General features: G+C 71.8%; 7 protein-coding genes. 4 read left to right on the top strand and 3 right to left on the bottom strand.

Annotation, left to right across the window (positions count from 1 at the left end; translation table 11 throughout):
* Window positions 1-59 precede the first annotated feature (59 nt).
* A complete protein-coding gene (locus tag ABGA99_RS18945; protein ID WP_347578511.1) occupies window positions 60-6,368 on the bottom strand; it encodes a protein kinase in 6,309 nt (2,102 codons plus the stop codon).
* 560 nt (window positions 6,369-6,928) lie between these two features.
* Here ABGA99_RS18945 and ABGA99_RS18950 point away from each other — a divergent pair.
* The 4 genes from ABGA99_RS18950 (at window position 6,929) to ABGA99_RS18965 (ending at window position 11,104) form a co-directional block, all read left to right on the top strand.
* The gene (locus ABGA99_RS18950; RefSeq protein WP_347578510.1) at window positions 6,929-8,164 is read left to right on the top strand and encodes an HNH endonuclease family protein; all 1,236 of its coding nucleotides are present in this window, start codon (window positions 6,929-6,931) and stop codon (window positions 8,162-8,164) included.
* Window positions 8,165-8,211: 47 nt separating this feature from the next.
* Window positions 8,212-9,198 (top strand): aminoglycoside phosphotransferase family protein, encoded by a 987-nt coding sequence (locus tag ABGA99_RS18955; protein ID WP_347578509.1) that lies wholly within the window; start codon window positions 8,212-8,214, stop codon window positions 9,196-9,198.
* 222 nt (window positions 9,199-9,420) lie between these two features.
* Window positions 9,421-9,801 (top strand): hypothetical protein, encoded by a 381-nt coding sequence (locus ABGA99_RS18960; RefSeq protein ID WP_047016565.1) that lies wholly within the window; start codon window positions 9,421-9,423, stop codon window positions 9,799-9,801.
* 13 nt (window positions 9,802-9,814) lie between these two features.
* Window positions 9,815-11,104 (top strand): hypothetical protein, encoded by a 1,290-nt coding sequence (locus ABGA99_RS18965; protein WP_347583035.1) that lies wholly within the window; start codon window positions 9,815-9,817, stop codon window positions 11,102-11,104.
* On the opposite strand, the gene ABGA99_RS18970 is transcribed toward ABGA99_RS18965, so the two are convergent.
* Both ABGA99_RS18970 and ABGA99_RS18975 read right to left on the bottom strand, forming a co-directional pair.
* Window positions 11,094-13,259, bottom strand: a complete 2,166-nt coding sequence (locus tag ABGA99_RS18970) for a tetratricopeptide repeat protein (RefSeq protein WP_347583036.1) — start codon at window positions 13,257-13,259, stop codon at window positions 11,094-11,096. The two genes, ABGA99_RS18965 and ABGA99_RS18970, sit on opposite strands and share 11 nt — an antisense overlap.
* Before the next feature lie 61 nt (window positions 13,260-13,320).
* Window positions 13,321-13,845 carry a Pycsar system effector family protein gene (locus ABGA99_RS18975; RefSeq protein ID WP_347578506.1) on the bottom strand — a complete coding sequence of 175 codons (525 nt, stop codon included), beginning with the start codon at window positions 13,843-13,845 and terminating at the stop codon, window positions 13,321-13,323.
* Window positions 13,846-13,889: the final 44 nt, after the last annotated feature.

Consider the following 13,889-nt stretch of genomic DNA (forward strand, 5'->3'; position numbering starts at 1 on the left):
CCTCGTAGCCGTGTCGGCCGGTTCGGTGACCGGGCGGGGTAAGCGGGGCGGGTGGGTCGTCATCGCGACGGGCCGGGGCCGAAGTAGTGGGCGTGTTCGGCGGCGATGGCTTCCCAGTCGCCGCCCTTGGGGAAGCGGATGACGTCCCAGCCGGCGACGTCCAGCCGGTCCTCGGCGTCCTCGTCCCGCCCCGGGCCGTCCTCGCCGCCCACGAAGACCGCGAGGTTGACGCCCGGCATCCGGTAGACGAAGTCGGGGCGGGCATCGGCCCCGGAGACGGTGACCCCCGCCTCGTCGGGCAGGCGGAGGCCATGGTCCCTGAGCCAGTCCAGGAACTCCGCCTCGACCGGTGCGGTGGTTTCGGCCGGACCGCTTGCGGCGGCCGGGGCTGAAGCGGTGGCGGCGGCGGTCATGAGCCTGAGGTGCTGTTCCGTGCTGGTCTCACCGCGCTTCTCACGCGTGGCCACGGCCGACGCGAGCCGCAGCAACACGTCGGTGACGTCGTGACGGTTGATCGCGCCGTGGTGGAGCTGGTTGCCGTACGTGAGCAGGCAGTCGTAACAGCCACGGGCGCAGGGGCGGTCGGACTGCGGCCCCGCGTCGTCCTCGCCGTGCTCGTCGAAGTGGCAGACGGCCAGCGCCTGCCGGGCGGCCCTGGCGAGGGCTCCCGGTTCGGCCTGGATGCGGCGCAGGACGCCCGCGCCCCCCTCCGCGGCCTCGGTGAACAGCAGCCGGTCGCGCGGTCCGTCGACCGGTGGCAGCAACTCGCTGGTCAGCTCGGAGTCCTCCAGCTCGAAGGCGGTCTCGATGCCGCGCTCCAGGGCGTACATGAGCGTCAGGGCGACCGGTTCCGGCAGTGGCTCGTCGAGGGTGACGACGAGGATGTTGCGGCGGTCCTCGACGAACGGGATGACCCGCTTCTTCCGGCGCTTCTCCTTGCCGTCCGCGTCGACGACGGGCATCTCGCTGGAGTCGCCGGAGGCGTCGGAGGCGTCCCGCTCGTTCATCCAGCGTCCGTCGGCCGGATCGAGCCAGTAGCCGGGCGGCTCGTTGTCCTTGGCGCGCAGTCTGCCGACGTTGGTGATACGGACCGTGGCGGAGTCTCCGTAGGTGAGCGTGGCGAGCGCACCGGCGGAGTCCGCGAGGCGGGCGTCCTGGCGTCCGCGGCGCGTGCCGTGGTGCCGGAAGCGGTACGACGTCTCCAGCCGGTAACCGGCCCTGCGGCGCTCTTCCTCGTCGGAGGAGATGCGCTCACGGTGCCGCGTGTAGACGGTGTGCAGGTGCAGGAGGCCGTAGGTGGGCGCGCCCAGCGGCTTCTGGCACATCTCGCACGTGTCCCGGCGCTGCCCGGGTTCGTCGAGGTACCCGCAGTGGGCGCAGCGGCGGGCCTCGCTGGTGGAGATGTCGCCGGTGGAGTCCGGCGGGAGCTGAATGCGGGTGACCTGGTAGCGGGCGCCCTCGTGGTAGATGAGCGCGCCGGGCCCGAACTCGCGGATGGCGAGGAAGCGGGGCCGCTGGAGGTAGTCGCCGTCGCCGTGCCGACCGCCGCGCGTGGGAATGTAGGCGGCGAGCGGCAGCCGGGGGAAGGAGTAGCCGGGCAGGAAGCCCTCGGACGCCAGGTAGCGGTAGGGATTGAAGTCGGACAGGACGGACCGGTTGTCCGCACTCTCGTTCTTGAGCAGATTGAGCTGCGTCTCCGCCTGCGTCCGGCGGCGGAAGGCATCGCGCCGGCTCTTCTCGGTCAGCGTGTGGTCGAGAACTCTCTTGTTCTGCACGTACTGGTCGACCAGGGCCGTGCGGTAGAGGTCGCGCCAGCGGTCGAAGGCCCGGTCGAAGTCGCGCGGGGCCCTGCGTACGGCGTCCTCGATCCACCTCTGGTCCCACCAGGTCGTCTCTCCGAACCGGGGCAGCAGTGGGCCGAGGACGCGCCGGGCGGCGGCGATGGTGCGCGTCTGCGCGCCGGGGTCGTGGGAGGCGGTCCGGATGTCGTCGAGGAGGTCGAGTCCGGGGGCTGGACTGCCGGACGACTCGTGGTGGGCGATGTCGAGGACCTGCGGTATCGCGCGGCCCAGCGTGAGGCCGGCCTCGGCGAGCCAGATGGCCTGGAGGTGGGAGCGGACCAGGTCCTCGTTGGCCAGGTCCAGGCGCGGCGGGGCGACGGCGCCGGCGACCATCCGATGCGAACGGCGGAAGTAGTACTGGTCGTGGCTGTTGCCGGTGGCGCAGTACGTGGTGACGAGGGCGGGCTGGCCGCTTCGCCCCGCACGGCCGCTGCGCTGGGCGTAGTTGGCCGGGGTGGGAGGGACGTTGCGCATCATGACGGCGTTGAGCGAGGAGATGTCGACCCCCAGCTCCATCGTCGGGGAGCAGTAGAGCAGCTTGAGATCTGCCTTGCCGAAGTCCTCCTCCCGCTGCTGCCGGTCGGCGGGGGCGACCTGGGCGGTGTGTTCGCGGGCGAGCAGGCCGGAGAGGCCGTCTGCCGCCTCGCGGTAGAGCCGGCGGAAGAAGGCGTTGACGCGCGGCCCGTCGCCGCTCGCGTACGTACGGGTGAGGGGGTCGTGGGCCCCGGTCTCGCCGGTGCCCGCCCGCCAGATGATGGCGGCGGCGGACACCCGGTAGCCGGTGGCGGTCGCCGCCGGCCTGCGGACGTACCGGGCCTGCTGCGGTGCCACGGACACCTCGGTCACGAGTCCGGCGTTCCTGAGGACCTTGAGCAGATCCTCGATGACGGTCTGGAGTTCGGTCTGGTCCAGGCCGTCGCGGAACCCCCGGTGCGTACGGCGGAGGTACTTCCCGTACTTGCCGCGCGCGGACAGGAAGAGACCGGTGCGGTCCATGCCGGGCCTGGAGGGCCGGGGGTAGGCGGTGGCGACCTTGGGGCTGTCGCTCTTGGTGAGCCGCCAGGGGTCGACGAGCCGTTCCTCGCTGGCGCTCTGCAGCGAGTCGAAGTCGTCGCGGAAGTACTGCACGTCGATGGCGAGGGATCGGCGCATCTCGTCGAGCAGCACCTTCATGATCTCGGCCCGCAGCGAGGCGTCGGCGTCGCGCAGCGACGGGTGAGCCTTCGCCCAGCGGTCCTCCCGGTCCGCGAGCCACGGAAGGTCGGCGTAGTCGATCTCCAGGAGTCCCGTCTGCTCCAGGTTCGGCATGGTGACGCGCCAGCCGCGTTCCAGGTCGAGATAGAGCCGGAAGGCGATCACGTCCCGCAGGGTCCTGGCCGCGGCAGCCGCCAGGCGCGGTGGCAGATCGCTCTCGCCGGTGTAGACGGTGGGGTCCAGGGCGAGGGCATTGGCGACCCGGGACGTCAGTTCCTCATGCTGGATACCGTCCGGTCCTGCGTCGACGACGGCCCGGTACAGCGCCCCGCGTAACTCGGTGACCTGAACGAAGTCGTTGAAGTGGCCGGCCTGGAGAGAGGCGTCCTGACGGTTGTCGACGAACGTGAGGAGTTTGCGGGCCTCCTTGGGGAGCGCCGCTTCCGGCACGCTGTCCAGGGAACGCACCACGGACGCGGATATCAGCGAGGTCGCCGAGGAGCGGCCTTCCTGGTCCAGGGTGGCCAGCTTGGCGAAGTCCTTGCCGCGGGTCTGCTCGTAGGCGACCGAGCAGTGCAGGCAGAACAGGAACGGAGCGGGGATGAACGCCGCGTGCAGCTCGCCCTTGGACTCGTTGCCGTACGGATCGACGGTGAAGGCTCGCGGCAGCCGGTCCCGGTAGGACTTCTTGACGACCTCCTGGCCCTTGTCGTCGATCTCCAGCCAGGACTCGGGGAGCCGCCGGTCGGCGATGGCCTCCTCCGAGGTGTGGGGCCAGGGGGCGGTGTCCGGGTAGCGGTCGGTATCGATGTAGAGGTAGCCGTCGCCCGCCCGGCCCCCCGTGGCAGCGGTGTCGCGGCGCGGTTCGTAGCGGATCTCTCCGTCCCTCTCCGTACGCCACACGGTGAGGTACTCCTGACCGCACTCGCGGCAGAAGGCGAGCGGCATCAGGACATGCCCGTCGGTGCCGGGCCGCACCTGCTGGTAGTCACGGGTGGCGTGGCGGTCGGCCTTGCTCTGCAGGGTGACGTAGACCGTGTCGCCCTTGGACAGGAACTGGTGGAGCCGGAAAGCGAACAGGGGGCGTTCCGTGACCGGGTGGTACGCCTGCGAGCCCGCTTCCAGCGTTTCCCGCAAGGCGTCCGCGCACCGCTCCTCCCCGACGCCGCTCTGCCGTGCCAGCTCGGCGGCTGCGTCCTCGATCCTTCCGGGCTTCTGCCGTACGAGTTGCCCTGTGGCGTCGTCGGTCCCGAGGCCGAAGTACGTCTCGATCCAGCGCGCGAGGGGATCGGTCACGAGGTCGGCGTAGGCGCTTGGGGCAGCGGCTCCCGCCAGGCGGTCGGCCGGCACGGCGGAAGGGGGCTCGCCGGTGGCCCGGACGAGGGTCTCACCGACGACGTGGTCGGGGCTGACCTTCGTACCGAAGAGCTTGGTGGCCATGTCGGCCACCACGTTCTTCTGGTCCTCCAGGCTGCCTTCGGTGGACATCGTCGCGGAGGTGCCGATGCACTGCACGTCGTCGGCGCGGCAGGCGTCGCGCACCCGGCGGATGAGGAGGGCCACGTCCGCGCCCTGCCGGCCGCGGTAGGTGTGCAGTTCGTCGAAGACGAGAAACCGGAGCCCCTCGGCCATGGCCACGAGGCTGTCGCGGTCGTCGGGCCGGGTGAGCATCAGTTCCAGCATCACGTAGTTGGTGAGCAGGATGTCCGGCGGGTTCCTGCGAATCCGGCGGCGGGTCTCGTCGTCCTCCTGGCCGGTGTATCGGGCGAAGGTGACGGGCTCGTTGCCCTCTCCGTAACCGTTGCGCAGGTACTTCTCCAGCTCCTTGAGCTGGCTGTTGGCGAGGGCGTTCATCGGGTAGACGATGATGGCCCGCACCCGCCCGGGGGCGTCGGGCCCGGCCTCCTGCCGTTCCCTGAGCACGCGGTCGACGATCGGGACCATATAGGCGAGGGACTTCCCCGAACCGGTGCCTGTGGTCAGGACATAGGAGACGCCGGCCGCCGCCGCGTCGATCGCCGCACGCTGGTGGCGGTGCAGAGTGAGCGGGCGGCCGTCGCACACGGTGGAGTTCTCGGCCTTACCTGCCTGGAAGATCTTCGCGCACTCGCTGTGCAGGACGTTCTGGGCGGCCAGTTCGGCGACGGTTCCGGAGGAGGCGAAGAAGGGGTTCAGCGACAGCCAGGGGTTGGGCCATTGCGACTTGGCGTCGAGGTCTCTCTTCACGAAGTCCCTGACGCGTTCGTCGCGGATCACCGTGCCGCCCTCGGTGAAGGAGCGGTAGTCGTCGATGAGTTTCGCGTGCACACCGAAGACGTCCATGGCGGAACCTGACAGAGGCCGCTTCGCGGGCTCGGGGGTGGTCGTCCCGGAGGGCTTCTCCGTGACGGCGTCCTCGGCCGGCCGCACCAGCCACTTCACCGGGTCGAAGTCCTGCCAGACGGGGAGCGAGACGCCCTCCGTCGCGAAGGGCAGCAACGTCTCCCGCACGGCGACGGCGTCGGCCGGGCGGTCGGCGGGTTTCTTCGCGAGGAGGAGATCCACCAGGCGGGCCAGTGCCTCCGGCACGTCCCGGCGAAGCAGCCGCACGGGTGTCGGCTCCTGGTAGAGATGCTTGTCCCGGAAGTCGAAGTCACTGTTGCCCACGAAGGGCGGGTTCCCCAGAAACATCTCGTGGAGCACGCACCCGAGTGCGTACAGATCCGCGGCCTGGGTGACGAGGCTGGCCTCGAACTGTTCCGGTGCCATGTAGCGGGCCGTGCCGACCGTCGCTCCCGTGCTGGTCAGCCTGGTGCCGTCGGGGTCATCGACGATGCGGCCGATCCCGAAGTCGAGGACCTTGACCGCGCCGCCGCGGGTGAGCATCACGTTGCGGGGCTTGAGGTCCCGGTGGACCACTTCGGCGGCATGCGCGGCTGCCAGGGCGTCGGCTATCTGCGCCCCGATGGCGGCGACCCAGGAGACCGGTAACTGGCCCTCTTCCGCTATGAGATCAGCGAGCGGGTACCCGTCCAGGAACTCCATGGCGAGGAAGGGCAGATCGCCGTTGGCCTCGTCCACTCCCCCGTCGATGGTGCGGGGCAGGTTGGGGTGGCTCAGCAGACGCATGATGCGCACCTCGCGTGCAAATCTCGCCACCGCGTGCGGATCGGCCTGCGTCTGCACCAGCGTGCCTGAGCGGCGACGACGGATGAGCTTGAGCGCGACGACACGTGCAGGCGAGCCCTCGGGCGCGGCCAGGTCCTCGGCGCGGTGAACCTCGCCCATGTTCCCCGAGTCCAGGTGGCCCACCAGCCGGAACCGCCCCGCAACCGTCCCGGAATCCCCACTCATTGCCGCTGCCTCCCGTACGGCTCCGTCCCGCTGGTCCCCGTATGACGGGCCTGCCCATCGTGACAGACGGGAACGTCCACAGAAACGTACACGCGAAGCCGTCACCATGCAACAACTTTACGTTAGCGACGTCAACAGACTCTTGGTGTGACCCGATGCCCGTGACTGGCCCGCCGTCGGGTGAATCACGGTCGCTCACCCGCGCACACGGCCGCAACCGCTCGCGCCCGGTGCACTCGTGGAACGGGGACGGGTCCCGCGGGGCACCGCTGACCAGGAGCGATGGGCGGTGCAGGCGTCGCCGCTCACACGCTCGGGCAGACAGATCATGGCAGCAAGGAACAGGGAGGCGACATGGGCCATATGGTCACTTCCGCGACACGGCTCGAACAGGGCAAGGAACGTCCGCGAGCTGCGGAGCATCCTTGTGCGCCGAGGGGTGGCTGCTGACGCCGAGGCCCGAATGCAAAAGCGGGTCTCGCCTCCCTGCTCGGGGAAGAAGTGAGTGGCCGGGTCCGTCGCCCCGGCCGTAACGCGCTACCCGGACTATTCCCCGTGACTTGGAAGAGCACGACGACGCGCAGGTCGTCTTCGAAACGCTGAACAGTCGCGGTACACCGCTGGAGCACGCAGACCTGATCAAGAACCTGCTGTTCCGCAACGCCGAACACGCCGGAGCAGACGTCGACCGGCTCTACAGGACGTACTGGGCACCCTTCGACCAGGACGAATGGCGCGTGGAACAGACGACCGGCCGAATTACACGAAGCCGCCTCGACGTGTTCCTGACGTACTGGCTCACCATGCGCACGCAGCTTGAGTTCACCGCCTCCGCCCTGTTCAAGGAGTTCGAGCGCTGGCTCCTCTCGACCGCCGTCCCCACGGAAGACGTGTTTGCTGAGCTGACGCGATATGCCGAGATCTACGACCTCATCGACGACCACCCGCTGCACGGTACGGAGGGCCGGTTCCTGTATCGCATGAAGGTACTTCAGACCTCCACGCCGATGCCCCTGCTCCTCTTCCTCTACGGCCTGGACGAGTCCGTGCTGTCACTGGAGCGCCGTCGACGGGCGATCCGCGCCATCGACAGCTATCTCGTTCGCCGGGCGGTGCTCAATCTCAGCACTCGCGACTACAACAACGTCTTCCGTGATCTGGTCACGGCCGCAGTCCGGCAACCAGACCGTGCGGACGAAGCGATCATCCGGTCCCTCTCGGCAATGCAGGGCCACCACCGTCTTTGGCCAAGCGACCACGAGTTCCGTGCCTCGTTGGAACAGGACCCCCTCTACTCCCGCCTGGTCCGCCGCAGCGTACGCGTCCTCCTGGAAGCGCTGGAGGACGAGCTGCGCACTGACCACACCGAACAGCTGACCGTCCCGGTCGGCGAGCAGGCGGGTGCGAAGTTGACCATCGAGCACGTCATGCCGCAGAGCTGGCGCGACAACTGGCCGCCCCTTGAAAACGATCCGTCCGAAGGAGCCGACCGCGACGAACTGGTCCACGCACTGGGCAACCTGACCCTTGTCACCGCCCGCTTGAATCCCACCTTGGGCAACATGGCCTGGGAGAACAAGCGACAATGGCTCGGAAAGCACAGCCTGCTACGCCTGACACACGGCACCCTGCTCAGTGCGCCACCGAACGCCGACATCAGCGACTGGGCCACCACCTGGGACGAGCGTCGAATCCGCACGCGGGGCACGTACCTCGCCTCGCTCTCCTTGGCCATCTGGCCGCATGCCGACGGTCTCCGCGCCGGCCGGTTGTCTTCCGAGCACGCCGACGTGTGACGCCCGATCGACCTCTCTCCGAGGCGGAGTCGGCGAAGGGAACGGGTGTGGAGAGCATCACCAAGAACAGGCAGTCACTCGACGCTCTGCGCGCCATGGTCGAGCGTGCGTACGGGGCCGGCCGGGTGCCCGTGGGGGGCGGGTGGGCCGTCGAGTTGGGGCACGGGTGGTTCAACGTCGCGTACCGCATCCGGTTGCGTGACGGGGCCGAGGTCGTGGTGAAGATCGCGCCGTCGCCGCACGTGGAGGTCATGACGTACGAGCGGGGCGCCATGTCCGTCGAGCTGCGCATGCTGGAGCTGCTGCGTACGCGCACCTCCGTGCCCGTTCCCGCCGTGGACTTCGCCGACCGGAGCCGCGAGCTGTGCGACGCCGAGTACTTCTTCATGCCGTACATCGACGGCGACAACCTCGGCGTCATCGCGAAGGAACTCCCCGCCGCCGCACGGGACTCGCTCATGGAGCAGGTCGGCGCGGCCAACCGGGAGATCAACTCGCTGCGCGGAGACGCCTTCGGGCCGCTCGCCGGGCCCGGTGATCCGAGCTGGCGGCGGGTGTTCACCGGCATGGTCGAGGACGTGCTCGCCGACGGCGAGCGACGCGGCGTCGACCTCGGCTGGGGCTACGACACTGTGCGTACGGTCGTGGACGCCCACGCCGGCAGCCTCGACGAGGTGACCGAGCCGCGTCTCGTGGAGTGGGATCTGTGGGCCGGGAACGTCATGGTGCGCGACGGCGAGATCATCGGGGTCATCGACCACGAGCGGGCCTTCTTCGGCGACCCGTTGATCGAGTCCGGCTTCGCGGGCACCCAGATGGCGGCCTTCGGCCACCCGGTGCCGTTCATGCGCGGCTACGGCCACCCGGAGCTGACCCCGACGCAGCAGATGCGCCGCCGCCTGTACTGCCTCCATCTGATGCTGATCATGGTCATCGAGACGGTCTACCGCGGCCACACCGACAGCAAGCAGTACGACTGGGCCCGCGTCCGGCTCGACGAGGCCATGGCCCTGTTCGGCCACACCCGCCGCTGACGGCCGCGCCTTGCCCGGCGCGGTGAGAACAGACTCCGCCACCCCCTCAGCAGGCCGGCCGTCGTCTGCCGGTGCCGCACCGCAGCGTCTAGGGTGGCGTGTTCACGCCGGGGTGGCGGTGAGGCCGTGGGGGGCTGGATGGCGGAGGCGCGGGAGGGCTGGGTACGGGTTCCGGTGGGGGAAGGGGCTCGGCGGTGGGCTTCCCGGGGGCGGTGCCGGCGGGTGCTGTTCGTCGTGCACAACGTCACGTCGGCCACCCGGCTGCTTGACGTGATGCCGCTCTTCGACGACGACCTGCGGGTGCAGATGCTGGCGACGTGCACGGGTTCTTCGCCGTTCCAGGGCGGCGTCGGCGAGCTGCTGGCGGCGGTGGGGGTGCCGGTGCTGCCGTGGGAGCAGGCGGTCCGTACGCCCGTCGACCTGGCCGTCTCCGCAAGCCTGGGTGGTCAAATAGCCGCATTGCACGGCAAATTGGCAGTTCTTTCGCATGGCGTTGGATACACTAAGAGGCTCAGGTCGCCGGTCGCCGGTCGCCGGTCGCCGGTCGCCGGACGCCGGACGCCGGGCTCCCGTCTTCGGGCTGGCGCCGGAGTGGCTGCTTGAGGACGGACGGCCAGTGGCCGACGCGTTCGTGCTCTCGCACCCCGAGCAGGCGGAGCGCCTGCGGCAGTCGTGCCCCGAGGCGGCCGGGGCCGCGGTGCTGGCCGGGGATCCGTGCTTCGACCGGATGCTCGCCGCCCGCGGGCACCGGGACCGGTTCCGGCGGGCGTTGGGCGTACGCGACGGGCAGCGGCTCGTCGTGGTGTCCGCCACGTGGAACCCCGAGGGGCTGTTCGGCGACGGCGGCGCGGGTGACGTGCTGCCGGCCCTGCTGCCGCGGCTGACGGGCGAGTTGGCCGCCGACGAGTACCGGGTGGCGGTCGTCCTGCACCCCAACATCTGGCAGGGGCACGGCCCCGGGCAGGTGCGGTCCTGGCTCGACGGTGCCCGGCGCGGCGGGCTGGCGCTCGTCGATCCGCTGGGCGCCTGGCGGCAGGCGCTGCTCGCGGCGGACGCGGTCGTCGGCGACCACGGGGCCGTCACGTACTACGCCGCGGCCCTCGGCGTGCCCGTGGTGCTGGCGGCCGCGCCCCTCGAACACGTCGACCCCCGGGCGCCGCTGGCCGGTTTCCTCGCCGACTCGCCGCGGCTGGACCCGTTCGCGCCGCTGCCCGCGCAGGTCGACGCGCTGATCGCCGGCCACCGGCCGCAGCCCGGTCCCGCACGGTTCACCTCGTCGGTGCCGGGGGAGTCGGCAGGCCGCCTGCGGGAGTTGTTCTACGGGCTGATGGAGCTGCCCGAGCCCGAGCGGCCCGCGCTGCTGGAACCGCTGCCGCTGCCCGCGTACGAACCGGTCCACCGCACCGCACCGATGCGGGTGCTCACCCGGCTGCCCGCCGGGGCGGGTGCGGGCGCGGTCGTGCTGCGCCGCTGGGCCGATCCCGCGTACGAGCCCGGCGGCGACGGCGCGGCGCACACCGCCGTGCACACCGCCGTGCCCGAGGACACCCGCGACCCCGGCCGCCTCGACCTGGCCGACGTGATCCTTCGCCACGGCGCCCCCGACGACCCGCGCTTCGGCTCGCCCGCCGCCTGGTGCGCGGAGACCCTGCGGCGGTACGCGCACTGCGCCCTCGCCGCGTACGTCACGGGACCCGGCGACTGCACCGTCCGCACCCGCGCCGGCGACGCGCTCGCACTCACCGCCGTCCCCGGGGCGGCCGACGCCGACCCCGCGGCGTACGCCTCCGCCCTGCACGCCTGGCTGGCAACGGGCCGGAGCACGGCCGCCCTCGCGGAGCACGGCCTGCTGGTTCGTACAGGCGCGCGCGAGCACCGCGTGACCGTCGCCCCGCTCAGGGGGTGAGGCAACGCGCCCGTACGGAACGCGCGTAGGCCAGCGGGTGCTCGGCCAGCTGCGCGTCGAGCAGGGCGACGGCCTCGTCGATCAGCGGCAGGGCCGCCGCGGGCGCGGCGGCGAGCACGTGGGTCTCGGCGAGGTCCGTCAGGGCGCGGGCGCGGTTGTAGTCGTCGCCGATCTCCTCGAAGGATCCGACGGCCGTACGCAGCAGGGCTATCGCCTCCTCGAAGCGGCCGTCGACGCGCAGCGCGCGCCCGCGGTGGCGCACGAGCAGCGGCCGGGCACGGCGCAGGTCGGCATGGCCTTCCTCGCCGGGGGCGATGGTCCCGTACAGCGTGTCCGCCCGGTCGAAGAGGGCCAGCGCCTCACGGCCCGCCCACTGCCGCAGCCGCAGCAGGCCCAGTGCCTCGACCGCGGAGGCGTGCCCGCGTATGTGGCCCGCCGTCCGCTCGTCCTCGGCGGCGGCCCGGAACTCGGTCTCGGCCTCGGCGTGTTCGCCCAGCTCCATCAGGCTCATGGCCAGTTGGAAGCGGAGGGCCGCGCGGTCGCGGAGGCCGGTGGCGCGCGGCTCGCTCTCCGGCGCGGGGAGGCGCAGGGCCGTGCGGAGCGCGGGAACGGCCTCCGCGTGCCGGCCGGCCTTGAGTTGCAGCGGCCAGAGGGCGCGCGCGAGGCGTACGGCCGCGGCCCTCTCGCCGGCGTCGGCGGCGGCCTGCACGGCCTCGAAGACGTTCGCCGCCTCCCCCACCAGGATGCCGAGGGCCTCGGCCTTGCCCAGCGGCGGACCGGGCCTCGACGGCGCCGGTACGCGCCAACTCTCCGGCAGCGCCTGGTGAGCGGCGTCCTCGGCGAGGCCGGCATAGCCGCGTACGACACGGGCGAGCGACTCGGCGCAGGCGTGCGGGCCGTCCTCGTGCCGGGCGAGCAACTCGGCGTGGCGGCGTACGGCGGGACGGAAGCGGTAGCGCTCGGTGCCGGCGGGCTCCAGCAGACCGCGGTCGGCGAGGAGGCCGAGGAGGGCCGCGGCTTGCGCCGTGTCGGGGTCACGGTCCGGCGACGGGGCCGGGTCGGGGGCCGGGGCCGGCTGCGTCGCCCAGGCGGCGGTCCTGGCGTCGACGTGGGGCCAGTCCCGTAACGCCAGCAGCCGGTACAGCCGGGCGGCGTCCGCGGCGAGCGCGCGGTAGGCGGACTCGGTCAGGGCGGCGACGGGCCCGGCCGCCTCCGCGGCACCCCGCGCCGTATCGCCGTGCACCGACAGCAGCGGTGCGGCCGTACGCAGCGCGTACGGCGACCCCGCGCAGCGCACCAGCAGGTCCTTCGCCGTGTCCGGCGCCGCGGCCACGGCTTCCGGCCCGGCGAAGTGCGTGAGCAGGCGCCGGGCGTCCTTCGCCGCCAGCGGCCCCAGCGCCACGGGCACGGCGTCCAGTCCCGGCAGCGGATGACGGGCCGTCACGAGTGTGAACACCCCGGGCGCGGAGGTCAGCAGCGGGCGCACCTGGGCCGCGGAGTACGCGTGGTCGAGGACGACCAGCAGCCGCAGCCCGGCGACGAGCCGCCGCCACAGGTCCAGCCGCCCGTCCGCGGCGTGCGGCGTCTCCTCCGCCGGCAGTCCCAGCTCGCGCAGCAGGAGGCCGGCGACCACGGCGGGGCCGAGGGCGCTCTGCGACGACCAGCCGTGCAGGCCGACGTGCACCTGCCCGTCGGGGAAGTCCTCGGCGCGCCTGCTGCCCCAGTACAGCGCCGTGGCGGTGGTCCCGATGCCCTCGGGGCCGTGCAGCAGCGCCACCCGCGGCCGACCGTCGAACGTCCGGTCCGCCTCGCGGTCGAGCAACCGTAACGCGGGGCGGCGGTCGGTGAAGTGCCGCGTCGCGGCGGGCAGCCGGGGCGTGCCCGCGGAACCGGGGCCGGAGCCGGTCGGCAGGGTCGCGGCGAACCGCTCCCACATCCGGGCGAGTTCGGGATCGCGCGCGGCCCCCTCCCGCAGCAGCGCGGCCACCCGCTCCACCTCCGCGGCCCGCCCGGGCGCCCGCACCTCCCGCCCGGCGGCCCTGCGCACCAGCGCCCCGGTGGTCTCCCACGCCGCCCGGCCCACCTCGTTGGCCATCCCCATGCCGATCGCGCCGAGCACCCCGGAGATCGCGGCCAACGACACCGGATCCGTCATCACACACCCCTCCCGCCCCCATCGGTCACTCACTGCCCGTCAGCACACGATAGCCGTCTGCTCATCCCCCTCCCGTCACTATCCCCAGCAGCACGAGCACGACGAAGACCGTGCCCCAGACCAGCGCGTGACGTATACAGCGGTACTTGGTCCAGGCGGTCCGGGACAGGACCGCCAACTGGCCCAGGTCCCGGGTCATGGCATCGGTGCGGCGGACCATACGTTCCAAGTGCACGACTGACATCGCCAGCCTGGCGTCGCCGAAGTAGTGGGCGCGAGAAGACCGGGGGTCTCCGAGCCGCGGCGTGATGGCGAGTCCCAGCAGGACAAGTGCCGGTACGCAGGCGGCGCAGCCCAGCCAGAGCAGGAGCTGCGGGACGACCGGGTACTGCCGCGGGGCGATGGTGCCGCTGCCGACGGCGCCGAGGAGTGCGGTCAGGGCTGCCCCCAGGGACGCCAGCATGAGACCGGCCTTGTTGTCGGCGCGTACCAGCTCTTCGCGGGTCTCCGACAGCATGAGCCGGGCGAGTTCCGCACCGGTGTCGGTGTCCGGGGCCGAGTCTGCATCACCACTGGACGGGGACATGGCTCCTCCCTTCCCCTCGGGGCGGGCGGCGGCCGCCCCGGCGG

The sequence above is a fragment of the Streptomyces sp. B5E4 genome, assembly GCF_039871555.1.
Classification (GTDB): Bacteria; Actinomycetota; Actinomycetes; order Streptomycetales; family Streptomycetaceae; genus Streptomyces.